Annotated in this window: 26 protein-coding genes; 18 read left to right on the top strand and 8 right to left on the bottom strand. The window is 48.9% G+C overall.

Annotated elements, in window-relative coordinates:
* The first annotated feature begins 80 nt into the window (after positions 1-80).
* Entirely contained in the window at positions 81-1,028 is a 948-nt protein-coding gene (gene prmC / locus JOY44_RS08550) for a peptide chain release factor N(5)-glutamine methyltransferase (RefSeq protein ID WP_171573185.1), read from the top strand.
* Between the two features lie 42 nt (positions 1,029-1,070).
* Here prmC and JOY44_RS08545 read toward each other — a convergent pair whose 3' ends face one another.
* Positions 1,071-1,844 (bottom strand): class I SAM-dependent methyltransferase, encoded by a 774-nt coding sequence (locus JOY44_RS08545; protein ID WP_171573184.1) that lies wholly within the window; start codon positions 1,842-1,844, stop codon positions 1,071-1,073.
* A 50-nt stretch (positions 1,845-1,894) separates the two neighbouring features.
* On the opposite strand from JOY44_RS08545, the gene JOY44_RS08540 reads away from it, so the two are divergent.
* Positions 1,895-2,455 (top strand): zinc ribbon domain-containing protein, encoded by a 561-nt coding sequence (locus JOY44_RS08540; RefSeq protein WP_171573183.1) that lies wholly within the window; start codon positions 1,895-1,897, stop codon positions 2,453-2,455.
* A gap of 115 nt (positions 2,456-2,570) precedes the next feature.
* On the top strand, positions 2,571-3,788 hold the full coding sequence (locus JOY44_RS08535; protein ID WP_197985071.1) for a murein hydrolase activator EnvC family protein: 1,218 nt from the start codon (positions 2,571-2,573) through the stop codon (positions 3,786-3,788).
* Positions 3,789-3,806: 18 nt separating this feature from the next.
* Here JOY44_RS08535 and JOY44_RS08530 read toward each other — a convergent pair whose 3' ends face one another.
* From JOY44_RS08530 to JOY44_RS08515, 4 genes are all read right to left on the bottom strand, one after another.
* A complete protein-coding gene (locus JOY44_RS08530; RefSeq protein WP_171573182.1) occupies positions 3,807-5,312 on the bottom strand; it encodes an AAA family ATPase in 1,506 nt (501 codons plus the stop codon).
* 75 nt (positions 5,313-5,387) lie between these two features.
* Positions 5,388-5,822 carry a VOC family protein gene (locus JOY44_RS08525; protein ID WP_171573181.1) on the bottom strand — a complete coding sequence of 145 codons (435 nt, stop codon included), beginning with the start codon at positions 5,820-5,822 and terminating at the stop codon, positions 5,388-5,390.
* Positions 5,823-5,838: 16 nt separating this feature from the next.
* Entirely contained in the window at positions 5,839-6,249 is a 411-nt protein-coding gene (locus JOY44_RS08520) for a phosphomannose isomerase type II C-terminal cupin domain (protein ID WP_171573180.1), read from the bottom strand.
* Positions 6,250-6,359: 110 nt separating this feature from the next.
* Complete coding sequence (locus JOY44_RS08515) at positions 6,360-6,698, bottom strand: hypothetical protein (protein WP_203031954.1); 339 nt, start codon at positions 6,696-6,698, stop codon at positions 6,360-6,362.
* 141 nt (positions 6,699-6,839) lie between these two features.
* On the opposite strand from JOY44_RS08515, the gene JOY44_RS08510 reads away from it, so the two are divergent.
* The 3 genes from JOY44_RS08510 (at position 6,840) to JOY44_RS08500 (ending at position 10,210) form a co-directional block, all read left to right on the top strand.
* Complete coding sequence (locus JOY44_RS08510) at positions 6,840-7,583, top strand: histidine phosphatase family protein (protein ID WP_171573178.1); 744 nt, start codon at positions 6,840-6,842, stop codon at positions 7,581-7,583.
* A gap of 216 nt (positions 7,584-7,799) precedes the next feature.
* Complete coding sequence (locus JOY44_RS08505; RefSeq protein ID WP_171573177.1) at positions 7,800-8,753, top strand: hypothetical protein; 954 nt, start codon at positions 7,800-7,802, stop codon at positions 8,751-8,753.
* 113 nt (positions 8,754-8,866) lie between these two features.
* Positions 8,867-10,210 (top strand): DNA double-strand break repair nuclease NurA, encoded by a 1,344-nt coding sequence (locus JOY44_RS08500; protein ID WP_171573176.1) that lies wholly within the window; start codon positions 8,867-8,869, stop codon positions 10,208-10,210.
* A 30-nt stretch (positions 10,211-10,240) separates the two neighbouring features.
* On the opposite strand, the gene JOY44_RS08495 is transcribed toward JOY44_RS08500, so the two are convergent.
* Positions 10,241-10,744: a DNA recombination-mediator protein A gene (locus JOY44_RS08495; protein WP_171573175.1), complete on the bottom strand. Its 504-nt coding sequence runs from the start codon at positions 10,742-10,744 to the stop codon at positions 10,241-10,243.
* 307 nt (positions 10,745-11,051) lie between these two features.
* On the opposite strand from JOY44_RS08495, the gene JOY44_RS08490 reads away from it, so the two are divergent.
* The 4 genes from JOY44_RS08490 (at position 11,052) to JOY44_RS08475 (ending at position 15,087) form a co-directional block, all read left to right on the top strand.
* A complete protein-coding gene (locus JOY44_RS08490; RefSeq protein ID WP_171573174.1) occupies positions 11,052-12,035 on the top strand; it encodes an alpha-ketoacid dehydrogenase subunit beta in 984 nt (327 codons plus the stop codon).
* Positions 12,036-12,232: 197 nt separating this feature from the next.
* Positions 12,233-13,657: a protein translocase subunit SecD gene (gene secD / locus JOY44_RS08485; protein WP_171573173.1), complete on the top strand. Its 1,425-nt coding sequence runs from the start codon at positions 12,233-12,235 to the stop codon at positions 13,655-13,657.
* Positions 13,654-14,637, top strand: coding sequence for a protein translocase subunit SecF (gene secF, locus JOY44_RS08480; RefSeq protein ID WP_171573172.1), 984 nt, complete (start codon positions 13,654-13,656; stop codon positions 14,635-14,637). The genes secD and secF overlap by 4 nt, the downstream gene beginning before the upstream one ends.
* A gap of 33 nt (positions 14,638-14,670) precedes the next feature.
* The gene (locus JOY44_RS08475) at positions 14,671-15,087 is read left to right on the top strand and encodes a hypothetical protein (RefSeq protein WP_171573171.1); all 417 of its coding nucleotides are present in this window, start codon (positions 14,671-14,673) and stop codon (positions 15,085-15,087) included.
* 87 nt (positions 15,088-15,174) lie between these two features.
* Here JOY44_RS08475 and gloB read toward each other — a convergent pair whose 3' ends face one another.
* A complete protein-coding gene (gloB, locus tag JOY44_RS08470; RefSeq protein ID WP_171573170.1) occupies positions 15,175-15,948 on the bottom strand; it encodes a hydroxyacylglutathione hydrolase in 774 nt (257 codons plus the stop codon).
* 60 nt (positions 15,949-16,008) lie between these two features.
* Positions 16,009-16,515 (bottom strand): GNAT family N-acetyltransferase, encoded by a 507-nt coding sequence (locus tag JOY44_RS08465; protein WP_171573169.1) that lies wholly within the window; start codon positions 16,513-16,515, stop codon positions 16,009-16,011.
* A gap of 70 nt (positions 16,516-16,585) precedes the next feature.
* On the opposite strand from JOY44_RS08465, the gene JOY44_RS08460 reads away from it, so the two are divergent.
* The 8 genes from JOY44_RS08460 to JOY44_RS08430 form a co-directional block, all read left to right on the top strand.
* Entirely contained in the window at positions 16,586-17,890 is a 1,305-nt protein-coding gene (locus tag JOY44_RS08460; RefSeq protein WP_171573168.1) for a lipid-A-disaccharide synthase, read from the top strand.
* Between the two features lie 374 nt (positions 17,891-18,264).
* Positions 18,265-18,726: a helix-turn-helix domain-containing protein gene (locus JOY44_RS08455; RefSeq protein WP_171573167.1), complete on the top strand. Its 462-nt coding sequence runs from the start codon at positions 18,265-18,267 to the stop codon at positions 18,724-18,726.
* Between the two features lie 138 nt (positions 18,727-18,864).
* Entirely contained in the window at positions 18,865-19,074 is a 210-nt protein-coding gene (locus JOY44_RS08450; RefSeq protein ID WP_171573166.1) for a hypothetical protein, read from the top strand.
* On the top strand, positions 19,061-19,891 hold the full coding sequence (locus JOY44_RS08445; RefSeq protein WP_171573165.1) for a recombinase family protein: 831 nt from the start codon (positions 19,061-19,063) through the stop codon (positions 19,889-19,891). Before JOY44_RS08450 ends, JOY44_RS08445 begins: the two co-directional genes overlap by 14 nt.
* 31 nt (positions 19,892-19,922) lie before the next feature.
* The gene (locus JOY44_RS31320) at positions 19,923-20,744 is read left to right on the top strand and encodes a zinc ribbon domain-containing protein (protein ID WP_197985069.1); all 822 of its coding nucleotides are present in this window, start codon (positions 19,923-19,925) and stop codon (positions 20,742-20,744) included.
* The gene (locus tag JOY44_RS08440) at positions 20,668-21,543 is read left to right on the top strand and encodes a group II intron reverse transcriptase (RefSeq protein WP_197985068.1); all 876 of its coding nucleotides are present in this window, start codon (positions 20,668-20,670) and stop codon (positions 21,541-21,543) included. Before JOY44_RS31320 ends, JOY44_RS08440 begins: the two co-directional genes overlap by 77 nt.
* A gap of 175 nt (positions 21,544-21,718) precedes the next feature.
* Positions 21,719-23,941 (top strand): ATP-binding protein, encoded by a 2,223-nt coding sequence (locus JOY44_RS08435; RefSeq protein WP_171573163.1) that lies wholly within the window; start codon positions 21,719-21,721, stop codon positions 23,939-23,941.
* A 173-nt stretch (positions 23,942-24,114) separates the two neighbouring features.
* Positions 24,115-25,258, top strand: a 1,144-nt coding sequence (locus JOY44_RS08430; RefSeq protein WP_171573162.1) for a GAF domain-containing protein, incomplete at its 3' end; no start/stop codon positions are given.

The following is a 25,258-nucleotide window of genomic DNA, read 5'->3' as shown; positions in this document are numbered from 1 at the left end:
ACCCCCAAAAAGTAAAGCAGACTGAAGGGATGGAAAAAAGCGTTGTAGTATGATCTGCGTTGATGCGCTTTTGCCCTTTTATGTCTGATGCCAATCTAAATATTCAATCCTCGTTTTCTATCCAGAAGCGAGGATTTTTTGCGTCTGGACAGGAGGTTTGGCAGTGGTGGCAACAGGCAAAACAATCGGCGATCGCGGCAAATATTCCTGTGGCTGAGGCTACTTGGTTATTGCAACAATCATCAGCATTATCCAGTCTGGATTTGCGGTTGGAACGCTTTAAAGATCAGCCACAGATTGAATTATCGATTCCCTTAGAAGAACTGGTTCAGCGCTGGCAACAACGCATTCAACAGCGTATCCCTGTGCAATATTTAGCAGGAACGACCCCCTGGCGAAACTTTCAGCTTAAGGTTTCTACTGCCGTCTTAATTCCGCGTCCTGAAACAGAGTTGTTAATTGATTTAGCAGTTCGTCAATTGCCCCCCACCTCTTACTCCTCGCCCTCTCATTGGGCAGATTTAGGCACAGGCAATGGCGCGATCGCCCTAGGGCTGGCAGCAGCATTTCCCCACGCTACGATTCATGCGGTGGATTGCAGCAGCGAAGCATTGGCGATCGCCCAATTCAATGCAGACGCTTATCGGTTGACGGAACGCATTCAGTTTTATCAAGGAATTTGGTTTGAGCCGTTAGCTCACTTGAAAGGCTGTCTCGACGGCATGGTGTCCAATCCGCCCTACATTCCTAGCCAAATGGTGTTGGAACTACAGCCAGAAGTTACCCAACATGAACCTCATTTAGCATTAGATGGCGGCAGTGATGGCTTGGACTGCATTCGCCGTTTGGTTGCAGTCGCGCCTGACTATGTGCGATCGGATGGCATCTGGCTGATTGAGTTAATGGCAGGTCAGGCAGCTAGCGTAGTTAACTTACTCCAAGCAAATGGAAATTACCATGATATTCAAATCCATCAGGATTTAGCAGGCATTGAACGCTTTGTGTCAGCGCGGGTAGGGAGGTTTTGAGTTCTACCTGCTTTGCTTGACGAACCATTAGGCGGCTCAAAGTTACGCTTTTTTACCAAAAATCATGACGTGCTGCTGGGGCAAGAAATTTTTGGTTTCTAGCCAGGTTAAGCCTACGGATGCTAATTCTTTTTGGGCTTGGCGCTGGGTCATTTTATGTAATGGCTTAATCGGCACTAAGGGATTTTCGCCGCGATATTCTACCAATACCACGCGCCCATTGGGTTTTAGGGCTTGGGCGATCGCCGTCATCATTTCGCGGGGGTAGTCAAATTCGTGATAGGCATCCACCATCAGCGCTAAATCAACACTAGTAGGGGGCAAATTTGGATTGGTGACGCTGCCTAACACAGGCTCCACATTTTCAATACGCTTCTCCCGCTTCAACCCATTTAAGATCTCGATCATTTCCGGCTGCACATCCACTGCCAGAACTTTACCCTTCGGCACTAAGGTTGCTATCCGAAAGCTAAAATAACCCGTCCCCGCGCCAATATCTGCGACTATATCCGTCGGATTTAAAGTTAGGGCATTGATTAATTGCTGGGGGCGTTCTTCCCGTTCGCGACTAGGACGCTCTAACCAACCTGCTCCCAAATGTCCCATGACCTGAGCAATTTCTCGCCCCATATAAAATTTGCCAATGCCATCAGGGCTGTGATTTGAGCGCTGCTCATAAGTCGAGTTAGCGGATGAGTCGGCAGTTGTTAAGGCGATCGCATCCAAAATTTTGCTGCCAATCGGTGAAAAAGTCAGTCCGAGAGCTGCGACTAAGGCAAGCAACAGCAGTCTTCTTAAGGTTTTATTTACAATCATTTTAGTGATGGGATTTGTACACTGGAACGGTCAAGCACGGGGAAAAGCTCATGGCATACGTTTGTGACTTAGGCAGCGGACAGCAACTTTATCTTGACACTCAAGGAACACACACTACTGTTGCGATCGCCAGCAGCAGCGCCGGACAACAGCAGCAGGCAACCAGCAGTTTGCAAACCGGCGCATGGAGTTCTCCTCCTGAAGTCTATCGAACTTCTGGGGGAGTCGGGGTCAAGCTACAAACCGTCAATGGCACTCAGTTTATTCAAATCCAGGGCAGTCATATCGCCCTATCGACCGCTGTTCCGCCCCTCAGTACTGCTGAACAACTGCCAATGCAGCAAACAATTAGCACTCAAACTCCTAAAGCTTCTATGCAGCCAATGGAACCCATGAAGCCCATGACTATGGGAACCATGCAAATGAATTTAAAGCCGATGGAAATGAGAATGGGCAATATGGAAATGCGGATGGGGTCAGGTTCTACGGATTCTGCAAGTGCTGCAAGTGCTGCCACGCCTGCTCCTACGCGGCAATTTTGCGGTCAGTGTGGAGTATCGGTCAAGCCCAGCGATCGCTTCTGTACCAGTTGTGGTCACCCAACTACGTAGCGTACATTAAGCGCCGCGAAAACCACCAAAGAACAATCTCAGGTAAAACCGTAAAGTTTATTGCCACTGCTGTAGAAGGTGAGTAAAATTCAGGGTGCTTTTCGCGATTTAGGCGATGAACCCAGTTAAACAGCAAAATTTAGAAGTCAGGCAAACTTGGAAAGTCTCATCGCATTTGCTGTGGCAATTGATGATAGCGGTCTGTGTAGTAATTATCAGCCTGACTGCGTTACCAGCCCAAGCGGTGCCTGTTTCGGAACCGTATTTGGCGCAGGCATCAGTAGAAGATTTGCAGCGGCATCAACAGCAACTTGATCAGGAGCGATCGCAGCTTGATCAACAGCAAACCCGCAATAAAATTCAGGAAAGCCTCGAACGCGAGAAGCTGAAAGGGCTGCAAAAGACTGTCAAAGTCACTCAGAGCCAATTGCAAGCAACCGAAACACAGCTGAAAACCGCAATTCAAAAACTCCAAGGGTTAGAAACAAAACTGGTTTCTGCCGAGCAAAGTTATCGCCAAAAGCGATTTTCCACCATTGCTCGTCTGCAATTTTTGCAGCGTCAAAAGCTCGATCGCGGCTGGGCAGTGTTGCTACAAAGTCACGACTTGAATGAATTTTTAGATCGGCGTTTTCAGCTTAAGCGCTTATATCAAAGCGATCGCACACGGTTGGCGGCTTTCAAAACCGATACTGATCGGTTGGATCGCCAGCGTGACTCCGTAGAACAAAAGAAAAATGAAGTGGGGTTGCTGACTCAAGAACTTCTGGCACAAAAAGCGGATGCAGAAGGGCAAATTGCTTATCAAAAAACGTCGATTGCGCGGCTCAAAAGCGATCGCCGCGCCATGGAAGTTGCTCAATCTCAATTGGATCAAGATTCCGGTACGATTAGCCTGCTGATTCAGCGTTATGCCGCGCAAAATCGCTACAACGTTGCATTTCGCGGCACGGGTCAACTGATTTTGCCTTGCTTAGGAGAAATCACGAGCAGCTTTGGTTGGCGAATGCACCCAGTTTTGGGATATGAACGGTTTCACTCTGGAATGGACATTGGCGTAGACTACGGCACCATTATTCAAGCCGCCGATCGCGGCACGGTGATTTTTGCAGGCTGGTATGGCGGCTACGGCAATGCCGTCATCATCGACCACGGTGGCACTATCACCACGCTATATGCTCATGCCAGTGAATTATATGTAGTGGAAGGTCAAAACATTCAGCGCGGACAGGCGATCGCCGCCGTTGGCTCCACGGGGCTTTCTACGGGACCTCATCTGCATTTTGAAGTCCGGCAAGAGGGCGAACCCACCGACCCCGCAGCATTTTTATAAAAATTATCTTAGAGCATCCTACAATTTAATCCCTTTGAATCGACACGCCTGTCGCAAATGAACCATTGCAATTGAGACAGAGCCGTTTGCCGCTGCACAGATTGCCGCTTCACGAGCGATCACTTGAATTTCTCCCGCACTCAAGCAAAGCCGTGCCAAAGCATTCCAGTCAACGTCATATGCCAAAGATACTTGGGCTGGAAAGGCTTGCTGCCAAAGTGCGAAACGGTTGCTGTAATTCGGTTTAGGAAAGGTCAAAATCTGGCTCATTTGCCGCTGCCAGCTTGGCTTAACCAATTCCTTTCGTTCTGTGCTGAAAATTGTCAGGGCGATCGCTCTGTGACGAGCGACCAAAAACGACTGTAGTTCCGCAGCCAAAACTGCATCTTTCCCTAACCAACATTCAGCCGATTTCAACAGCAGCACGGTTGGTGCTTCAGTCGTCAAGTCTGCCAGCAACTGACGCTGTTCAGTCAGGTTGAAGCAAGATAAATCGATCGACATTAGGGACATCTGCAACTGCTGGGCGATCGCCTGTGCCGCCAGAGTTTTTCCCGTGCCTTTGTCTCCCACAAACAGCACGACACTGCCCCGATCATTTTCATGAGCAGACTGAAAGCCCCATTGCTCATCCACGTGTTGAGCATACTGAATGCGATCGCCCAAATGCCGCAGCGAAGCTAGCAGCGGTTCCGGCAACCTGAGTGTGAACCATAGCGATGATTCCACCGCAGGAGTAATTTGCAAAGCTGCCTGCGTGTCTACACCAGAAATTTTCAGATTCTCAGGCTCCCAAGTGTCCAACTTCAAAGCAGGCAAGGGAGATTTAATAGGAAAGGCAGCCGTTTTTTGAAGCCAGCGATCCAGCAGTGTGACATCAGGCTGATCGGCTAGCAAATATTCAACGATTGGATCGACCAACTTAATCGGATGATCCAAAAAAGGCTCTGTGCTGGACGTGGGTAATCTTAGAATATCGCGTTGAACCAGTGTTGCGTTTGCTGCGAATGCCAGCCGTGCTGATCGCCATTCCCCATCATTGCGACATAAAAGCCGCAACAGTAAATCAACCGTCGGCAAGCCAGATGCCTTGCTTTGATTGGCATCTTGCAGAAAATTATAGAGTTTGCCATAACGCCGACTCACTTCCGGCGCTAATGCCATCAGCACCACATTTTTTTCAAACGGAGTCAGGCTCAACCGCTGGCAGAGGGTCGGTAAACCGAGGGCAACCTCATGCTGCTGACTGACGCGAATTTTTGCTTCCATCTGCTGCTGATAGCTCAGTCCACTGCCGCCTTTGCGGGGCATATCCGCCGGTGAATCGGAGGAAATCGTTCCTTCCAAACAAACAATGCCCTTCCACCAGTGACTTGTCACTCGATCTGACTGCGATCGCGCTACGTGCTCAATCTCCTTTGTGTCCTTTCGCTGCCGCGCCACCGCTGTCGCCAATACCCGATCTAGCCAACCTAGTTCGATTCGCAAGTAGCACCAGTTATCAAAAAAAGGCTCAATATCCATAAGGCAAAGGGTGAGTCGCGAGTGGCAAGGGATGAAGTGAGTAATTAATTTTTTCTTGTGCCTGTCGCCTAGTGCCTATTTCAACAATCGAATGAACTCTAGCGGCAGTCCATCAGTGTCGGAGATAAAGGCAACTTCGTAAACGCGATCGCCAATCATTTGCTGCTCTGGATTCAACAAGATCTGAAGGGGTTGTAGTGAGGCTGGATCAACAGCAATAGCTTGCGTAAACTGATCTTGCAGCGTAGTGAGCCAAACGGAAAGGTCGGGGGCTTGGTCAGTTAAGTCAAAAGAAAGATGGTAATACCCGACATAATGTTCGTCGTGAAAGGCATCGGGGGCGGGTTTGGGCTGGGGGATTTGAATGAGTTCAATGCGTCCCCCCAGCCCTTCCATCCAGCAAGCTAGGGTGTAACCGGTAGTAAATCGCTCGTTCACGGCAAATCCGAGCATTTCGTAAAACGCGATCGCCTGATGAATATTTGCAGTCCGAATCGAAGCGTGATGCATTTAAACAGCTACTTGTTTACTGCCGGGTGTAATCATCTTGAAAGCGGATAATATCATCCTCTCCGAGATAATCTCCGTTCTGTACCTCTATGACAATCAAAGGAATCACCCCAGGATTTTCTAACCGATGCACCTTGGTTTGAGGAACGTAGGTTGATTGGTTGCTGCACAAAACAATCTCTTCATTGTCACAGGTGACTTTTGCCGTGCCAGATACCACAATCCAGTGTTCACTTCGATGGTAGTGCATTTGCAAGCTAAGACGATGCCCTGGATTCACTTCAATTCGTTTAATTTTGTAGCCTACTCCTTCATCCAAAACGGTGAAGGAACCCCAAGGACGGGTATCCGTCACTCCAGTGGTTTGAGCAAATGCCAGCGCAGTCGCAACGGCTGTGGTTTCAGAAACGTTTTGTAGTACTGCCATAAGTGTTGTGGGTGTAAATACGCTGTAATCTTTCTTATAAAGCCCAAAATAATCTGCGATCGCACAGGTGTTAAATATGCACAATTACAGTCTGCGATGAATGCGAAAGACTAGAAAGGAATATCTTCAATATCTCCTAAAGGAATATCTCCAATATCTCCTAACTCAAAACCCCTAGACAATCGACGCTCCATATCCCACTGTGCCCACCGGTTTCCAAAATCAGGGTGAAATGGATGCAGATCGTCATCTAATTGGCAGCACAGGTATCCAGCTTCGCTTCTACTAAAGTAAGGATATTCACTGAGTAATCGTTCCTCCATCTCAGTAAAGCGATCCTCTTCTGTCCATTCACCTTCTAAATCTATATCCATATCAAAGCCATCTTCATCACCATAAGAATCTGATGATGGCAATCCTCTCAGGTATTTAGAATCTATATCAGGCATAGTAGTCAATCCTTTTAGTATGTAAATACGCTGTAATCTTTCTTATAAAGCCCCAAATAAACCGCGATCACACAGGCTCTAAATGTGCATAATAAGCTTGCGATTGCTACCAAGGGGCTGTGGAGTTTGTAGGACGTGCTTATGCATGAAGTGATGAAACTGCTGTTTATTCGTCATGCTCAATCGGTTGGCAATCAAGAAAAACGAATGCAGGGGCATGGAGAGTTTGAGCTATCTGAGGTGGGCAGGCAGCAGGCAGAAAAACTCGCTCGGCGGCTGCTCACAGAAGCATGGCACCCTTCCCAGGTTTACACCAGTCCGCTCAAACGGGCGGCAGAGACGACCCAAATTTTGGTGGATTACTTTTTGACTGCACCGCTTCCGGCTGCGGTGAGTGATCTAATTGATGCAACGACCCTGCCCGGCGATCCGGTTGAGGGCGGCAACCGCCGAATTCCAGTTCAACTTGCGGATGAACTCAAGGAGTTTCAAAACGGTATTTTTGAGGGATTAACCTGGGCGGAGGCAGTCAGCCGCTATCCCGATCTCTGCCATAAGCTGGAAAGCTCGCCAGACTGGATTTTGATTCCAGGGGCAGAGTCTCTAGAAGATGCGCGATCGCGATCGCGGCGATTTATTCAAACTTTATTACAGCAGCATCGGAATGGCGACCACATCTGGATCGTGACCCATAGCTGGATTTTACAGCACTTAATTGCTGAACTGATGGGCAGCGATCGCTCGTGGCGACTGCGTGCCCACAATACTGCGCTGTTTGAATTTTGGATTGATCGCGATCGCTGGGAGCGCACTGACCAAAATCGCTTCAATACCGATCTTTGGCAAGTCTGTCGGTTTAACGATTGCCAACATTTAAAGGGTTAGGCATTACATTTCTATCAACTTGAGTTATCGTATTCACACAAATAACATCGATTGCAAAACTGTAATGTGCGACACGATCGCAGTTATAATCTTCTTCCGCCAGATTTGCCTTTTCAAGGATTTTCTAACCAATCAGAGTGTGAAGCGGGCGACAGTTTGAGCAAAGAACGGATTAATCAAAGAGTTGATTCAGTAATTATCTGCCACGGATAAGCCATGACAAACGAGGCGAACGACATTTTCAAACAGGCAAGACAGGGAAGCGTTGCTGCCATCATTCAAGTGCTGAATGAAAAACTAGCGGACTCTGGCGTGCGAACTCGCGCTATTTTTGCCGATGGCGTCCTGCAATTGTTGTGTGAAGGAGTGACGCTAGAACAGTTAGATCAAATTCCGCTGGTGGAACGAATTCGACAAATTTTGGAGGCGATCGCGCCGCGCAATATTCGACGAGTCAACATCAACAGCCGCATTGTGCGAGAACAGCAATTGCTCTGGCTTGAAGAGATTAGCCGAGATCCAGTCAAACAGGTTTTGTGGTCGGAAGAAATTGTCTTAAAGAAACCGAGCTTATTGAAACAGTGGTCCGATGATTGGAGCGATCGCAGTGCTGAACAGGCAAAATCTGATGTAACCAGAGCCTCTGTGGTCAAGCCAAGGCTAAGCAAACATCGAGAGCAGAGCCAATTTCGTCGAGGTGTGATCGGCGGCGCGATCGTCAGTTGCCTTTTGCTAGCAGGCGGTTGGTTTTTCTATAACCGTTTCGGCACGTCTACTGCAAACGATTTGCAAGCTGAGATGAAACCAACCTCTGCTCAATCTAATACCGCACCTCAAACGACTAACTCAGCGACATCACCTTCTCCGGTGGTTAGTTCTACTTCTTCTAGCTCAGTCGATGCCTTTGTTGAAGCGGTGCGCTTAGCAGAAAGTACGTCTACAACCAGTCAATCAGCAAAATCCTCGGCAGAATGGCTTAGCTTAGCGGCTCAATGGCAAAAAGCCTCTGATCTAATGGCGACCGTCTCTAGCACTGACAATCGTTACAAAACGGCTCAAGATCGAGTCGCAACTTATCGGAAAAACAGCGAAGTTTCTCTAGAAGTCGCACGGCGCAACCAGAATAGTGCGACGACGGAAGCTCCGCAAACGCCTGCGGGACAGCTATAGAAAAGAAAAGCTCAGACAGCTAACTTTTGAGAACATTGCTACCCGCGATCGCGACTCAACCCAGTACAGGTGAATTATGCTATCAGTAGATTGGTAGCATCGAGGCGTGATGAATGCTGGATTTGACCAAGTTAGCGCAACAGATGCAGGGCATTAGCCAGCACTTAACCCAAGAAGCAGCGGCAACACGCCTGCGGTTAGACCGATCGCAAACGCTGCTGGATAAAGCCTATCGTCACCAAAATGAACTGGTGATCTTACAGGAACAGTGGCGCGATCGCATTACCTTTACCGCCGCAACCCCAATTGAGCCGCTGAACCTGCGAGTTAGCATTCCCACCGCCCCTAGTGCCCATACCGTTATTGCCACGGATGGTTCTCAAATTGCGCCTAGCCACCATGAAATTGCCTATTGTTACCTGATTAATATTGGGCGAATTGTGCTGCACTATGGTCAAAGTCGCCATCCCTTGCTGGATAGCCTGCCAGAAGTCTTTTATCGCCCTGAAGATCTCTATCTCTCTCGTCAGTGGGGCATTCGTACTGAGGAATGGATGGGCTATCGACGCACTGTTTCAGAGGCGATCGCGATTGCGGAACTAGGGCAGCACGTCCAAGAAAGTTCAGAACTGCGATCGCGTAGCATCTCCGTAGCTCTTGCTTCCAATGGGGTAGGAGTGATGAAGAATGAGGAGTTGGAAACACCAAACTCGCCATTTAACGAAACTCGCCAGATGAACATATCGGGCATTCAAGCAACGCCACTTGTTACTCCTCCCACTCTCGCCATGGTCGATGGGTCTTTGATCTACTGGTTTCTAGAGCAGTTGCCCACTGAAGCGCGGAATACCATTTTGCAGCCAATTCTAGCGGCGTGGGAGCAGTTGCGGCAGGCAAAAGTTCCCCTGGTTGGCTATCTCAGCGCCTCTCGCAGTGGGGAAGCAGTCAATTTTTTACGGTTGCCCGCCTGCCCCTTTGATGTGCCCGATTGCATGACTCATTGTTCAGGGAAAAACGATGTAGGGCAAAAAGATCATGCGCCTTGTCAAGTGTTGGAACCGCTGAAAGATCCGGCAATGTGGGCAATGCAGCTACAGCCCGGTCAGCGTAGCCCCATTTGGCGCAGTTCTGCCAGCATTTTGGATCTGTATGGTGACCTGCATCGAGTTTATTTTTGCTATGTGCATGTGGGCACGGAAGTTGCCAGGGTGGAGTTTCCGGGCTGGGTGCTGGACGATCGCACCTTGCTAGATGACGCGCTCAGTTTAGTGCTAGCGCAAGTGCAAAAGGGCTATGGCTATCCCGTCGCCCTGGCAGAAGCCCACAATCAGGCAGTGGTCAGAGGCGGCGATCGCACTCGCTTTTTTGCACTGCTAGAGCAGCAAATGATCCGCGCCGGACTACAAAATGTCGGCGTTTCCTACAAAGAAGCCCGCAAACGCGGCAGCATCGCCTGACAGAACGACAGAGCTAGCAATCAGGTTAACTCAATCAAAATAAAATAGCGTGACGATTTTGCGCTGATCCTCCGCATCCTGGCAGGTTTTGAGCAAGGTGGCGCTGTCGTGGAAGGCAAAACAAATTAGCTGCTGACATCGCGAAATAATTTCCTGATTGCACAGAGCGCTAGCTTCTCCCAGAGCCATATTGTCGTTGTCAGGGTTCTCCACTAAATGCATGACCTGCTCAAGTTGATCACGAGATTCTTGTGGCTGACGACTCAGACCTTGAGGCAAGATGACAGTCAGCAGGGAGGGATCTGCCCGCATAGCACCGCGAATCGCCGCAAGATTTGTTCCAGTTGCCCCAGACGTGATCAGGCGATTACCCTCTAGAACAAGGGCATAGCTCATGATCTCAATTAGCTTCTGATGAGTAATCGGCACATGGCGGGAACCCAGCAGCGCAATCCGTTTAGATCCCGTTTGCTGAATCGTGGCTAACTCTTGCAGAAAATCATCGACTTTAGGAATGTTGATAGACTGGCTCAATGATGCTGTCCCGACTGTACAACGGAGCATATTGTAACAGAGCGCGCCCTCACACACAGCAATTTTTTGAAGAAATAAGCCAACAGGGCAATAAGACTTATTGAAAGAAATAGAAGGACGATCGCTAGAAACGCACCAAGACCCATTGCAAGTTTTGATTGCATGACCAGCAAACCACTCAGATTAACTGCCACCTACAAAGAAGAAATTGTGAGGGGTTCATTGGCTTTAGCTCTGGGCGATCGCAGCCGACTGTTCTAGAATTAGAATTGGCTTTAAGCAATCATTTGAGCATTTAGAGGAACCAATGGCAGACACCCTACTCTTCAACGCCCTACGTGAGGCGATCGACGAAGAAATGTCAAAAGACCCAACCGTCATGGTGATGGGCGAAGATGTCGGGCACTACGGCGGTTCCTATAAAGTCACCAAAGACTTGTACAAAAAATATGGCGATCTGCGCCTGCTCGATACGCCGATCGCCGAAAATAGCTTTACAGGCATGGCAGTAGGAGCCGCAATGACTGGGTTACGCCCGATCATTGAAGGGATGAACATGGGCTTTCTGCTGTTGGCATTTAACCAAATTGCCAACAACGCCGGAATGCTGCGCTATACCTCTGGCGGCAACTTCAATATTCCCCTTGTGATTCGAGGACCGGGCGGCGTGGGGCGGCAGTTGGGTGCAGAGCACTCCCAGCGTCTAGAAGCCTACTTTCAAGCAGTGCCAGGACTCAAAATTGTCGCCTGTTCCACGCCTTACAACGCTAAAGGACTTCTGAAATCCGCCATTCGTGATAACAACCCCGTGCTGTTTTTTGAGCATGTGCTGCTCTATAACCTGAAAGAAGATTTGCCTAACGAGGAATATTATTTGCCTCTTGATAAAGCAGAAATTGTTCGCTCAGGGGCAGATGTAACGGTGCTGACCTATTCGCGGATGCGTCATCATGCCATGCAAGCCGTTAAAACTTTGGAAAAAGAAGGCTACGACCCCGAAATTATTGATCTGTTATCGCTGAAACCGCTTGATTTCGAGACGATTGGTGCATCCATTCGCAAAACTCATCGCGTGGTAGTGGTGGAAGAATGTATGCGGACAGGCGGCATTGGAGCAGAACTGGTGGCATCCATTAGCGATCGCTTCTTTGACGAACTCGACGCACCCGTTATCCGGCTTTCCTCTCAAGATATTCCCACGCCTTACAATGGTGCACTGGAAAGCTTAACCATCGTCCAACCTCAGCAAATCGTAGAAGCTGTGAAAAAAATCGTGGACAAACAGCTATAGAAAATGAACGATTTATCTTTGCGATCCCTTTTATGGACAGTTGATTGCTCAAGGCCAGACAGAGGGAATGACGCTGGTGAGCACTGATCGAATATTCGATCACTGTTCAGTTTTGCTGCTGTGGGCAGGTAATCCTTAAGAGGATGCTGGAGAGAGTCGGGAAGGCGTTATCATAGCTTCTGTAGCGGGGATTACCTATGGGAAGACAGCGGTTAATTTTACTTTTTATTGCGGCGCTGGTGATTGGCGCTCTGGTGGTGATTTGGAAAATTCCGACCCAGTTGGGTCTGGATTTGCGCGGCGGTTCGCAACTAACGATTCAAGTGAAAACCACGGAGCAGGTGAAGGAAATCAAACCAGCCGATTTAGATGCCGTGAGGCGCGTGATTGAGGGACGGGTGAACGGCTTAGGCGTGTCTGAACCGTTAGTACTCACTGCTGGAAACAATCAAGTGATTGTGCAACTTCCGGGTGTAAATGATCCGATTCAGGCCGAGCGGGTGCTGGGCGGCACGGCACAACTCGATTTTCGCCAGCAAAAGCCCGGAACCGATGCGCGGTTACAGATTGAGCGGCAGCAGTTGCGCGAAAAACTAGCAAAACGGGATGAATTAAAAAAATCTCCCGATGTGACTGTGATCGAAAAAAATCAAGCAGATTTGAAGGCAATTAATACCGCGATCGCTGAACTATTTGAAAAAACTGAACTGTCTGGTCAAAATCTGAAGGATGCTTACCCCGGTGCTACTCAAGCGCAAAATGTGTGGGATGTGGCGCTCCAATTTGATCCGCGTGGTGGTGAACTATTCGCCGAACTGACTAAGGGCATTGCCGGAACCGGGCGCACACTAGGCATCTTCCTTGATGGGGCACCGATTAGCGCCAACTTTGCCTATTCCGTGGATGCCAAATATGCCCAAACTGGAATTAACGGCGGCTCAGCGGTGATCGAAGGTAACTTTCCGATTGAAACGGCACGAGATTTGGCAATTCAACTAAAAGGTGGTGCCTTGCCCTTTCCCGTAGAAGTGGTAGAAAACCGCACGGTTGGCGCTACTTTGGGGCGAGATAGTATTCAAAGCAGCATCTACGCGGGTCTAGGGGGGTTATCTTTGGTTCTCATCTTTATGGTGGTTTACTATCGCCTTCCTGGGTTGATCGCCGACACCTCCTTAATCATCTACACAATTTTGACGTTGGCAGCGTTTAACCTGCTTGAAGTAACGTTGACCCTGCCGGGGATTGCTGGCTTCATTCTTAGTATTGGTATGGCGGTAGATGCCAACATTCTGATTTTTGAACGAACCCGTGAAGAACTGAAAGCGGGTAAAAGTCTCTACCGCTCAGTCGAGTCTGGATTTTATCGCGCTTTTTCTAGCATTTTAGATAGCAACGTGACGACTCTAATTGCTTGCGGCGCACTGTTTTGGCTAGGAGCAGGTTTAGTCAAAGGGTTTGCTCTGACTCTGGCGTTGGGGGTTGTCATTAGTATGTTTACTGCAATCACCTGTAGCCGGACTTTAATGCTGTATGTACTTGGGTTTCCCAATCTGCGTAAGCCTGAATACTTTTGTCCCAATTTGCCAGCCACGACGAGATCGGAGGCACAGCCTAGCTCATGAAACTGCAAGTTATTCGTCAACGTAACCTTTGGTGGGCGCTTTCTTCAGCCCTAATTTTGGCAGGACTGGTGGGGCTGTTCATTTCCTGGCAGCAATTTGGTGCACCTCTGCGTCCTAGCCTGGATTTTGTTGGAGGGACTCGCCTTCAATTTGAACTGGATTGCTCTAAACCCGGAGCGTGCGATCAGCCTGTGGATGTTGCTGTTGTGCGGGAAATTTTGGCAACAGAAGGACATGCAAACAGCAGCATTCAAGCGATTACCGATCGCACCGGAAAACCCGTTGGAATTACCATTCGCACCGCACCCTTGACTGGCGAAGAGCGTACCAAACTCCAAACTGCCCTCAGCCAAAAAATTGGAGCCTTTGACCCAACCAAAACTCAAATCGATACCGTTGGTCCTGTCGTTGGGCAACAGCTGTTTACATCAGGCTTATTGGCACTGCTAGTCTCATTTGCCGGGATTACGATTTACATGAGCCTGCGATTTCAATTGGACTATGCCATCTTTGCGATCGTGGCGCTATTTCACGACGTCTTGATAACTATAGGCATTTTTTCTATCTTGGGATTGGTAGCTGGCATTGAAGCAGATTCGCTATTTATTGTGGCATTGTTGACAATTGTGGGGTTTTCTGTCAACGACACTGTAGTCATTTATGATCGCATTCGCGAAAAGATCACCCTTAATCCCGATCGCCACATCAACGACATTGTGGACTCTGCCGTTAACCAAACCTTAGGGCGCTCCATCAACACCACGCTGACCGTGTTGCTCACCCTCTTTTCCATCTTCTTCTTTGGCGGCGAAACTCTCAAGAACTTTGCCCTTGCCCTAATTATCGGGTTCACCATGGGCGCTTATTCCAGCATCTTTATTGCTAGCACGTTGTTAGCCCTATGGCGTGAGAAAACTGGACAAGCGTTCTCATCAACTCCCAGTCTAGAAGGCATTGCTAGCTCTGATGAAGCCTCCTAATCGACTTGTGTGCCCTTCTGGGTCGCTAGTGTTATGAATCAGCCGAACGATCCGGCTCCCATTGTAGAAGCCAATCAAGATCCGCTTTTTTTAGCACAAGTCCAACGCCTGCATCAATTAACGGTCTACGGACGCTGGCTGTTTGCCGGTGCTCTTTGGCTCACAGTTGGCACGCTCAGCCTTTGGGGATTGCGCTACCCGATTTCCCTAGCAATGGAATATTTCACCTGGGCTGCTCTGCGGTATGGATTGGTGTTTAGCCCCATTCCCGGTTTTGGGCTGTCTCTGTGCTTGGCAGTGACGTTATCCATTTTGGTTTGGCAACTGCGAAACTGGCTGCTGGGTTTGCCTAAAAGAGAATGCCGCCGCCTGGAGCAGCAAGTGCTTCGCATTCGTCAACAGGGTAGCAGCCACCCTTTATGGAAGTGGGTATGTCTCAATGACGAGTGACGAATGGTGTTTCTTAAACTAGGACTTGCAAATGACAACGATCGCCCTTGTGCAGTAGTTTGACCTCTAGCACTTGAAACCTACTCTTCAAAAGTGATCTTTCATGCCGCGTAATCGGGCAAACGTTTGGATGGCATTGGCGGATTGAGTTGCGGTTTGCAGTTCGGGCGCATCCCAGCGGAGAAAGGGATTCGTGCGTTTTTCGATGCCCAAATTGGCAGGAATCGTGGCTTCGTTGCGATCGCGCATCTGCTTCACCTCAGCAAATCGTCGTTGCAAGTCTTGATTGCTGCTATCCACTGTCAGATTAAACTGAAGATTTTTCAGCGTATATTCATGAGCGCACCAAACATAGGTACTGTCTGGCAAATTTCGCAGCTTGCCCAGCGACTCCACCATTTGGGTTGGGGTGCCCTCAAACAATCGGCCGCAGCCACCAGAAAATAAAGTATCACCACAAAATAGGTTGCCCATTTCACCCGGAACCACAGGCGGGAAATAATAGGCGATGTGAGCGCGAGTGTGACCTGGAACAAAGAAAACTTCTGCCGTATGGTTTGCAAACGAAACGCGATCGCTCTCCTGCAAAAATACCTGTTGTCCCGGAATTCTGCCCCGATCTTCTACGCCGCCATAGATGATCGCGTCAGGAAAATGCTGTAGTAGCTTCGTATTGCCGCCCACATGATCGCTGTGGTGATGGGTGTTGAAGATCGCAACCAGCGTTGCCCCAAGTTCCTTCAGTTTTTGCAACACAGGTTCAGCGATCGCCGGATCGACCACTGCGGCAACATTTGCCTCAGCATCGTGCAACAGAAACACATAATTGTCGGATAATACTGGAATTCGATACACCTTCATAGACCAATCCTCTATTACCTTTCCACTGCCCGACAATTTGTTCAAAGGAATACCTAACGCCTAGCCTTCAACACCTGAACCTCTCAACGCCATTTGTCCCAAGGCATCTCCTGTCACACGGCAGATGCGCCAATCGGGAAGCACATCTGCTCCCATGCGCTGATAAAAGCCTATAGCGGGTTCATTCCAATCCAGCACACTCCATTCTAATCGTCCGCAATCGTTCGCGATCGCCCGCTGAGCCAGATAAATCAGTAGCGCTTTGCCAATTCCCTGACTGCGGTAGTCTGGCAAGACGAACAGATCTTCTAGATAAATGCCTGGTTTAGTCAGAAAGGTGGAGTAGTTGTAAAAAAATAGAGCAAATCCAACGGCAGCGCCCTCTATATCTGCCAAAATAGCTTCAGCATAAGGGCGATCGCCAAATAAATGCGATCGCAGCACCGCTGCACTTCCGGTCACTTGATCCGTCAGCTTTTCGTACTCTGCGAGTGCCTGAATCAAGCTAAAAATTGTCGCTTCATCGCCTGGAACAGCCACACGTATGCTGACTTGGCTTAATGTCATGAATAGAGGCTCCGCTATCGTAGCTAAAGTGCCTGTATTGTATCTCTCAGAGTGAAAGAGTTTTGCGCTAGTGAATCAGCCCATTGATATTTTGATTTTGTCGAATGGTCCAGGTGAGTTGGCGACCTGGGTGCATCCCGTTGTGCAGGAACTTCGCCTTCAACTGGGGAACGATCGCAGTCAGGTGAGAATCTCAGTTGTGCTATCGCCCTGTGCCAATGCCAGCGGACAGGAAGGCGCGACCGCCCGCCGCTTTACTGAAATTGATCGCGTGCAGGAAGCCGCTCAGTTCTTTCCATTTTTGCTGCTGGGCAAAACCCAGGATAATTGGGATTGGCGAACAAAAGGCGTGGTGCTGTTTTTGGGCGGCGATCAGTTTTTCCCTGTCGTGATTGGCAAACGGTTGGGCTATCGCACGGTAATTTATGCAGAATGGGAAGCGCGCTGGCATTCCTTTGTTGATCGCTTTGGCGTAATGAATTCAACGATTTGCGATCGCGTTGCCCCTAAATATGCTCATAAATTTACTGTTGTCGGCGATCTGATGGCAGAAGCAGGAAAGAGTGAGGGAGCGGAACAAGGCGATCAAACACTTCAACCCAATCCCCCTCAGCAATCCTCACTTCTAATTGGACTCCTCCCTGGCTCCAAACCGATGAAGTTGACTTTAGGAGTACCGCTGACCCTGGCGATTGCGGAACACCTTCATCAAACCTATCCCGCTGTCCAGTTTGTGATTCCAGTTGCACCCACCTTAGAGTTGCAAACCCTTGCCACTTACGCCGATCCAGCACACAATCCGATTATTCAAAAACTCGGCTGGGCATCCGCAACCCTGGTAATGCCCAACGCAGCCGACCAACTGCCTATCCTTAGAACCCCTTCTGGAGCCGAGGTTGCTCTCTGGAGACAGTTTCCAGCCTATGATGTGCTGTCTCGATGTACTATTTGTCTGACAACGATTGGGGCAAACACCGCTGAGTTGGGAGCTTTGGCAGTTCCCATGCTGGTGTTGGTGCCAATGCACCAGCTCGACATTATGAGGGCGTGGGATGGATTGCCCGGATTATTGGTAAAACTACCGGGCATCGGAACCAGCATGGCAACAATGATTAGCTGGCTGGCTTCTCTTCGTCCTAAGTTGAGGGCTTGGCCCAACATTTGGGCCAAGCGGGAAATCGTCCCAGAATGGTACGGTGAGTTTCAGCCCCAAGACGTTGCTGCAAAAGTAGCGCACTATCTAGAGCATCCCGAAATATTGCAAAAAATGCGAAGTGAACTCCGAACCGTTCGTGGACAACCTGGTGCGGCTGAAAAGCTGGTGCAGTTGGTGCAAGAGGCTTTGAAAATAGAAGATGAGAGGCTAGAAGGTTAGAAAAGGATTTGCGAACAATTCATTTCGCCATGCACTGCAAAAAGGCGCTGGTATGTTGTGGTTTCGCAGGCGCAAGAAAAAGGCACCAACGAGGATAAAGTGTACGTTCTCCTATTCGCGATCGCAATCTCAGATGAAGCTGAACCCTAGGCATAGGATTCCATGGAGCATTCGCCAATCGTCTATCGCATTGGCAATATCATCTCTTCTTTGTCTATTCTAAACACTTTTTCAATTCCGATTGGTTTCAGCCAACAAAGCAAAAGCGGCGCAAGAATTCATCGCTGTATTGATATATTTTCGGGTAATACCAAATTAAATTGGAGTAGTTACAGATCAGATAAACTGAGGAATGTAGAGGTGAGAGTCTAATCATGGCTGGTGTCAGCGCAATCGTAATTAAAGAAAGTCTCGAGGAGTTAGGCACCCGCTTGCGAACGGTTGAACAGCCGATAGTTAAAGAACGATTGCAAGTGTTGTACTGGCTCAAACGAGCGCAAGCACCGAGCATCAGCCAGATCGCGGTTGCAATTGGCAGGCATCGAGGCACGGTGCAAAAGTGGTTAGCGCTGTATCGAGCACAAGGATTAGAGGCATTGCTGGTGGTCAAGCCAACGCCAGGAGGAGACAACCGGATGATTCCAATGTGGGCAGAAGTTGCCTTAGCAAAGCGATTGCAGGAACCGGACAATGGGTTTGACAGCTATGGGGAGGTGCAGCACGCCCTGTACAATGTTGCAAACACCTCCCTAAAGTTTTTAATTTCGATTTCCAGAGAGAAACTGCGCCCTGATTATGGAGATGGCTTTCAGGGTGCCCCCTTGCATTTCATTTAAGCTCAAACTTCCCAGAACTACTGAAATGATAGGTTTCGAGATATCTTGGTATCCCGTTGGTGGAGGAGCCAAACTTTTGAATGTGCATTTTTCCTAAAGTGGCTTTAACCCCTTCTTCTCACTTTGAGGGAAGCCACCATGAATCAGCCCAACCCGAAGCGAAAACGGATATTGGAGGTTCGCGCTAGCTTTGAAGTTTCCCGACTCTCCCCTGAGTACCTTGCCAGTGCTTATGAACAGATTTTGCCCCCTGTACGGCGCGTCGCTTCAATGCCAAAACAAGCATCCGTTATCGATATCAATGCTATAGAAAAACGAATTGGAGAAGAGAATTATGAACAGTCATGATATTCAAGTGGCGATCTATGCGCGTGTCTCTTCAGAACAACAAGTGTCCTCTCATACGATTGAGAGTCAACTATCAATATTGCGGGAAAAGATCACGGCTGATGGATGTGTCTTACAACCCGATTTGCAATTTATTGATGAAGGTTATAGTGGTGCGACACTCTTGCGTCCAGCTCTGGAACAACTGCGTGATCTGGCAGCGACAGGCAGCATCGACCGACTTTACATTCATTCCCCAGATCGCTTGGCTCGCAAATATGCCTATCAAGTCTTGCTCCTGGATGAACTGCAACGAGCTGGGGTGGAAATTGTGTTTCTCAATCGGGCTTTAGGCGACTCTCCCGAGGATGACCTGTTACTGCAAGTTCAAGGCATGGTGGCGGAATATGAACGAGCCAAAATCCTAGAACGAAGCCGCCGTGGGAAGCGCCATGCTGCTCGTTCAGGTTCTGTCAATCCGCTATCCGGTGCGCCTTATGGCTATCACTACATTGATACCCAACAAGGCAATGGGCAAGCGCGTTATGAAGTCCATCCTGAACAGGCACCAGTCGTGCGCCAAATTTTCGATTGGATAGGGCGAGAACAGGCAACGATTGGCGAAGCCTGTCGCCGCCTCCAGCAAGCGGACATTCCCTCACCCAAGGGTAAGCCTGTCTGGGATCGTTCCACCATCTGGGGAATGCTGAACAATCCAGCCTATAAAGGCACGCAATCGGGACAAAGCGACCGCGCTTACGCCCAGGTCGTAGACAGTCGCCCTTTCCTCGTCAAGATTATTCGATCTACGACAAAGACCCGCAGCAGTGGATTTTGATTCCGGTGCCCGCGTTGATTGACTTGAAGCCGTGCAACAACAGTTGCAGGAGAATCGCCAACGCGCCCGCCAAAGTCAAAGAGGCGCAAAATATCTCCTGCAAGGACTCTTAGTTTGTCAGCAGTGTGGCTACGCTTATTACGGTAAACCTGTCAGTCACAAAGCGGCGAAAGGCAAGGTTCGAGAGTATGCTTACTACCGCTGTATTGGCACCGATGCTTATCGCTTTGGCGGAGATCGCATTTGCAGCAATTTGCAAGTCCGCACTGATTTGCTGGAAATGGCAGTATGGCAGCAGGTGCAGGCGTTACTAGAGAATCCGCAGCGACTGACTCAGGAGTATACCCGTCGAGCACAAGCGCCCAAACAGGGACAACACCTTACCGCATTGGAAACGCAATTGACCAAACTGCGACGCGGACTGGAGCGCCTGATTGATAGTTATGCTGAGGGGGTGATTCACAAAGCTGAGTTTGAGCCGCGCATCACTCAGATGCGAGTCCGGATCGCCGCCTTAGAAACTCAGATCGCGCAAGCAACCTCAGAAATGACCCGCCAACAAGAGCTTCGGCTGATCATTGGCCGATTAAAAGACTTTGCCACTCAAGTAAAAACTGGATTAGAACAGTTGGATTGGCAACAGCGCCGGGACATTATTCGCACCTTGGTCAAGCGGGTAGAAATTGACAAAGATCAGGTCAATGTCGTCTTCAGAGTCGAACCCCTTTCACCTGTGCCTGACTCTGATAAAGATTGTTTGCAACATTGTACAGGGCGTGATCAGTCCCTTACTAGCCAACATTGCCCTCAATGGGATAGAGCACATCCACCCATCCGTGAGATATGCGGATGATATGGTATTCCTGCTTAAGCCCAAAGACAATGCAGAGGCAATCCTTGAGCGAATCAGCCAGTTTCTTGCAGAACGAGGAATGAAGGTTAGCGAACAGAAGACCAAGGTCACTGCTACGACAGATGGATTTACGTTTCTCGGCTGGCACTTTCGAGTGCAAAGCAATGGAAAGTTTAGATGTGTTCCTTCCGTGAACAATTTCAAGGCGTTCCGTCAGAAAGTAAAAGACATCGTCAACAACTCGAAGTATGGTGCGAAAACTAAGGCTGAGAAATTAGCTCCTATCGTTAGAGGCTGGAGAAACTATCACCGCTTCTGCAAAATGAATGGGTCACGTTTCTCGCTGTGGCATGTCCAAAACAGGGCATTCAGGGTATTTAACAAGGAATCTAAACAGAACCGTTACACCAGCAAGAAATTGGTGAACATAGCGTTTCCATCAGTTCCTTACTCTGAAAATAAACACGGTAACGTCAAGGGGGAGAAATCACCTTTTGACGGTGATATGACCTATTGGAGTGAACGCAACAGCAAGCTCTATGATGGCGAAACTGCTCAAGCCTTAAAACGTCAGAACCATATCTGTGGCTATTGTGGCTTAAAAACGCTGAGTGACGAGAGGGTCCATCTCCATCATGTAGATGGCAATCATAACAATTGGAGAACCAAGAACCTTCTAGCCATTCACGAAAGTTGTCACAAGTATCTCCATAGACGCAAACGCGAAAGCCAAGAACATCGGGAGCCGGATGCAGGGAAACTCGCACGTCCGGATCTAACTGAGAGGGGCGGGGAGTAATGTCCCCCCTCGACTCAACCCAGTTTGTCCTTAGCAACCATTTTTCTCGGTTGCTATACACAGGCGATATTCAGACAGACTAATCCAGCATATTCAGAATTGTTGAGATTTGTTAATTGAAGGGAACTATGAATACATTCACCCGCTAAGTAACCTGTGAGTAACCCTTCCAACCATGTTGTTAAAAACTGTAAGCCGATGGTCGGTGACTGGGCAGATGCCATTGCGTCTGATTCTGGTTGTGCCGTTTGTAATGCAAATTTTTGTAGCGGTTGGCTTGACGGGTTATCTGGGTATTCGTAATAGTCAAAAATCGATCAATACTGTGGTTTCCCAATTGCGCAGTGAAACCAGTGATCGGATTAATCAGCAAATTCTCTTTTATTTAGAGAAGCCGTATCTCACTAATCAAACGATTGCGGCTGGAATTTCGGAAGGACAAATTGACATCAAAAATGTTAAAGCCTTAGAGCATTTCTTCTGGCGGTTGGTAAAACAAGACACTGTGAACTTCCTCCAAATCGGCACGCCTCAGGGAACTAGCGTTCTAGTTGAACGGTTGGAGGAGGGATTTATCGTGGCTCGGACGGGGGACACGGATCTACCCAATCGCCAGAGCTACCGCTTAGATGACCGGGGGAAACGGGCTGAATTGCTGGGAACTAAACCGTTTGACCCACGGACTCGACCCTGGTACAAAGCGGCAGTGGAAGTGGGTGAGCCAAGCTGGAGCAACATCTTTCTTGGGGCTTCAGGAAAAGCGACACTTTCTCTGTCGCAACCGATTTACGGCGAAACCGGCAACCTTTTGGGTGTGCAACATAGTAATTTTCGCCCTTCACGGATTCACGAGTTTTTGAAAAGCGTCAAGGTCGGACTGACTGGACAAACGTTTATTGTGGATCGCTCTGGACAGTTAATTGCTAGCTCGCTGATTGAGCAACCTTACAAGATTCAGAATGAGGAATTAGAGCAGATTCCAGCGACAGACATTGAAAATCCTGTCATTCGTGCCACAGCCAAAGCTGTGCTTGAGCACTTCGGTAGCTTCAGCATCAATCAGAGCCAACAGCTTGATGTTGTGGTAGATGGCAAACGACAGTTTGTGCAGATTTCACCCATTCGAGACGGAAATGGCATTGACTGGTTCAGTGTTGTGGTGGTGCCGGAGTCCGACTTCACAGCAGAAATTGACGCCAACACGCGCACGACTATGTTGCTTTGTCTAGCGGCACTGGTGGTTGCAACCATTTTAGGGATCTACACGGCACAATTAATTGCTCAGCCCCTTAGACGTTTAAGCCAATCCTCTGAGGCGATGGCGGATGGGGCACTCGATCAAAACGTCGAACTCTCAAATGTGCGAGAGCTAAATGTGCTAGCTCGTTCATTTAATCGAATGACGCAGCAGCTACGCGGCTCATTTACCCAATTAGAACAAACCAACGAGCAGCTAGAGCATCGGGTGGAAGAACGAACAGCGGATCTGAAGGAGACGCTGCAAGAACTGCAACGCACTCAAACTCAGATGATTCAAGCCGAAAAAATGTCGAGTTTAGGACAGTTGGTGGCTGGAGTCGCGCATGAAATTAATAACCCTGTGAACTTCATTCATGGCAACGTGACTCACATCAATGAATACACTCAAAATCTCCTGGAACTGCTGCAACTCTATCAAACTGAATTTCCAGACTCTACTCCAGCCATTCGAGACAAGATGGACGAGATTGATTTGGAGTTTCTGAATGAAGATGTCCTGAAGCTACTGACATCGATGCAAGTTGGAACGGAGCGCATTCGAGGGATTGTCACGTCGTTGCGGAACTTCTCACGGCTGGATGAAGCGCAGGTGAAAGAGGTGGATATTCACGAAGGCATTGAAAGCACGCTCCTGATTTTGCAGCATCGCTTGAAAGCCAAAGTGAATTGTCCACCGACCACGCTGATTCGGGCTTATGGCGACCTGCCGCTGGTGGAGTGCCACCCTGGGCAGATGAACCAGGTGTTCATGAATATCTTAGTCAATGCGCTTGATGCTTTAGAAGAAAGTAATATCAACCGCACCTATCAAGCGATAGAAGCTAATCCTAATCAGATTACAATTCGTACCGCAGTGATTGATGCCGAGTGGGTAGAAATTGCGATCGCTGACAATGGTCCTGGAATGTCAGAGGAGACCCATCAACACATTTTTGATCCATTTTTTACCACCAAGCCCATTGGGAAGGGCACGGGTATGGGCATGTCCATTAGCTATCAAATCATCACCGAGAAACATGGCGGCAACTTCAGCTGTTGCTCTACCCTTGGCAAGGGGACTGAATTTGTGATTCAGATTCCTGTAAGACTGAGTTGCAGGAACGAAAAGATGTTGGTCGGCACAGCTGAAAATTCATGAGTTGAAGCTTATAGCGATACAATCGAAACGCCTATTCTCAGTCAAAATCATGAAGATTTTAGAAAATCAGGTTTAGTCTTGCTCACCCTCGACTCATACTAAGTACGGAGAAGATTGAGGCGATCGGTGTAGCAATTAGATCATTAAGCAATGAGATCATTAGAAGTAGAAAAATGGACCCACAAGGCTTTGAGCACAGTTTGCAGCAAGAGCAAATGCTCTATGGAATTTGCAATCGGATTCGTCAATCGCTAGAGCTTCAAGATATTGTCTCAACTGCCGTAGAGGAAATCCGCGCCTTTCTCAAGATCGATCGGGTCAAGATCTATCACTTTGAGTCAGATGGGAGTGGGGCAGTGATTGCCGAGTCGATCGCCGATCAACGGTTGCCTGCATTGCTGGGTTTACACTTCCCCGCCAGCGACATTCCTGACTCTGCTTATGAACTGTTTCTTAAAGCCCGCCAGCGGGTCATTATTAACGTAGCCACTCAATGTAAGATCTCAAGCCAGATAGACGACTCCACCACTAGAGAGCCGTTAACGATTGAAGATGTGCGTTATGCTCCGGTTGACCCTTGTCATATCCAGTACATGCTGGGCATGGGCGTGATGGCTTCTTTAACAGTGCCCATTCTCCATCAAAATCAACTCTGGGGCTTGTTAGTCGTTCATCACACTGAACCCTATTCCTTCTCAGAGCGGGAACTACAGATCGTGCAACTGCTGGTAGATCAAGTTTCGATCGCCATTGCTCAGTCCAATCTCCTCAACCAAGTGCAGCCGCAAGCCCACTATGAACTGACCGTCAATCGAATCAGCAGTTTGTTGCATAACCCACTCAACCTAGCGGAAATTCAGCAAACGGTTTTGGAGGAAACGGTGAAAGCGTTGGGCGGCTCAGGCGGGCGGCTCTACTTCGTTGCGGAATCTGCCAGTAGTGCGGCACAACTCTATACGAGCGGCGTGCAACCCACTCACGCTCGTTTGGAAGAAAGCAATGGCTGGAAAGCGTTGATGAACTGGACAGCAGGACCGAGCAGCGCCAAGCCGACCTATGAAGAAGTCATTACCGCCTGGGAGCAAGCTGGGCGGGCGCTCATCCCATCCCACCCAGTTCATCAGCATGGCTCAACTGCCAATGGCATCCCCTCACCCTATGTTCTGGATCTAGCTCAAGCTGTCCTACAGGATGAACTGGCAGAGGCGTTTACAGAGACACTCATCCGCACTGCCTTGATTGTGCCGCTGCAGTGTCAGCATCAATGTGTGGGCTGGTTAACCATCTTCCGCAATGGCTATGATACCGAAATTCTTT

It is taken from the genome of Leptolyngbya sp. Cla-17, assembly GCF_016807185.1.
Classification (GTDB): Bacteria; Cyanobacteriota; Cyanobacteriia; order Leptolyngbyales; family Leptolyngbyaceae; genus ULC077BIN1.
This window is presented reverse-complemented; position numbering and strand designations above follow the sequence as displayed.

Excerpts from the sequence above, each read along its gene's own strand:
- JOY44_RS08475 (WP_171573171.1), top strand. The coding sequence starts at position 14,671 with ATGAATCAGCCGAACGATCCGGCTCCCATTGTAGAAGCCAATCAAGAT.
- gloB (WP_171573170.1), bottom strand. The coding sequence starts at position 15,948 with ATGAAGGTGTATCGAATTCCAGTATTATCCGACAATTATGTGTTTCTG.
- secF (WP_171573172.1), top strand. The coding sequence starts at position 13,654 with ATGAAACTGCAAGTTATTCGTCAACGTAACCTTTGGTGGGCGCTTTCT.
- JOY44_RS08450 (WP_171573166.1), top strand. The coding sequence starts at position 18,865 with ATGAATCAGCCCAACCCGAAGCGAAAACGGATATTGGAGGTTCGCGCT.
- JOY44_RS08500 (WP_171573176.1), top strand. The coding sequence starts at position 8,867 with ATGCTGGATTTGACCAAGTTAGCGCAACAGATGCAGGGCATTAGCCAG.
- JOY44_RS08520 (WP_171573180.1), bottom strand. The coding sequence starts at position 6,249 with ATGGCAGTACTACAAAACGTTTCTGAAACCACAGCCGTTGCGACTGCG.
- JOY44_RS08505 (WP_171573177.1), top strand. The coding sequence starts at position 7,800 with ATGACAAACGAGGCGAACGACATTTTCAAACAGGCAAGACAGGGAAGC.
- JOY44_RS08530 (WP_171573182.1), bottom strand. The coding sequence starts at position 5,312 with ATGGATATTGAGCCTTTTTTTGATAACTGGTGCTACTTGCGAATCGAA.
- JOY44_RS08545 (WP_171573184.1), bottom strand. The coding sequence starts at position 1,844 with ATGATTGTAAATAAAACCTTAAGAAGACTGCTGTTGCTTGCCTTAGTC.
- JOY44_RS08540 (WP_171573183.1), top strand. The coding sequence starts at position 1,895 with ATGGCATACGTTTGTGACTTAGGCAGCGGACAGCAACTTTATCTTGAC.
- JOY44_RS08525 (WP_171573181.1), bottom strand. The coding sequence starts at position 5,822 with ATGCATCACGCTTCGATTCGGACTGCAAATATTCATCAGGCGATCGCG.
- secD (WP_171573173.1), top strand. The coding sequence starts at position 12,233 with ATGGGAAGACAGCGGTTAATTTTACTTTTTATTGCGGCGCTGGTGATT.
- JOY44_RS08515 (WP_203031954.1), bottom strand. The coding sequence starts at position 6,698 with ATGCCTGATATAGATTCTAAATACCTGAGAGGATTGCCATCATCAGAT.
- JOY44_RS08455 (WP_171573167.1), top strand. The coding sequence starts at position 18,265 with ATGGCTGGTGTCAGCGCAATCGTAATTAAAGAAAGTCTCGAGGAGTTA.
- JOY44_RS08510 (WP_171573178.1), top strand. The coding sequence starts at position 6,840 with ATGCATGAAGTGATGAAACTGCTGTTTATTCGTCATGCTCAATCGGTT.
- JOY44_RS08435 (WP_171573163.1), top strand. The coding sequence starts at position 21,719 with ATGTTGTTAAAAACTGTAAGCCGATGGTCGGTGACTGGGCAGATGCCA.
- JOY44_RS08465 (WP_171573169.1), bottom strand. The coding sequence starts at position 16,515 with ATGACATTAAGCCAAGTCAGCATACGTGTGGCTGTTCCAGGCGATGAA.
- JOY44_RS08445 (WP_171573165.1), top strand. The coding sequence starts at position 19,061 with ATGAACAGTCATGATATTCAAGTGGCGATCTATGCGCGTGTCTCTTCA.
- prmC (WP_171573185.1), top strand. The coding sequence starts at position 81 with ATGTCTGATGCCAATCTAAATATTCAATCCTCGTTTTCTATCCAGAAG.
- JOY44_RS08535 (WP_197985071.1), top strand. The coding sequence starts at position 2,571 with ATGAACCCAGTTAAACAGCAAAATTTAGAAGTCAGGCAAACTTGGAAA.
- JOY44_RS08490 (WP_171573174.1), top strand. The coding sequence starts at position 11,052 with ATGGCAGACACCCTACTCTTCAACGCCCTACGTGAGGCGATCGACGAA.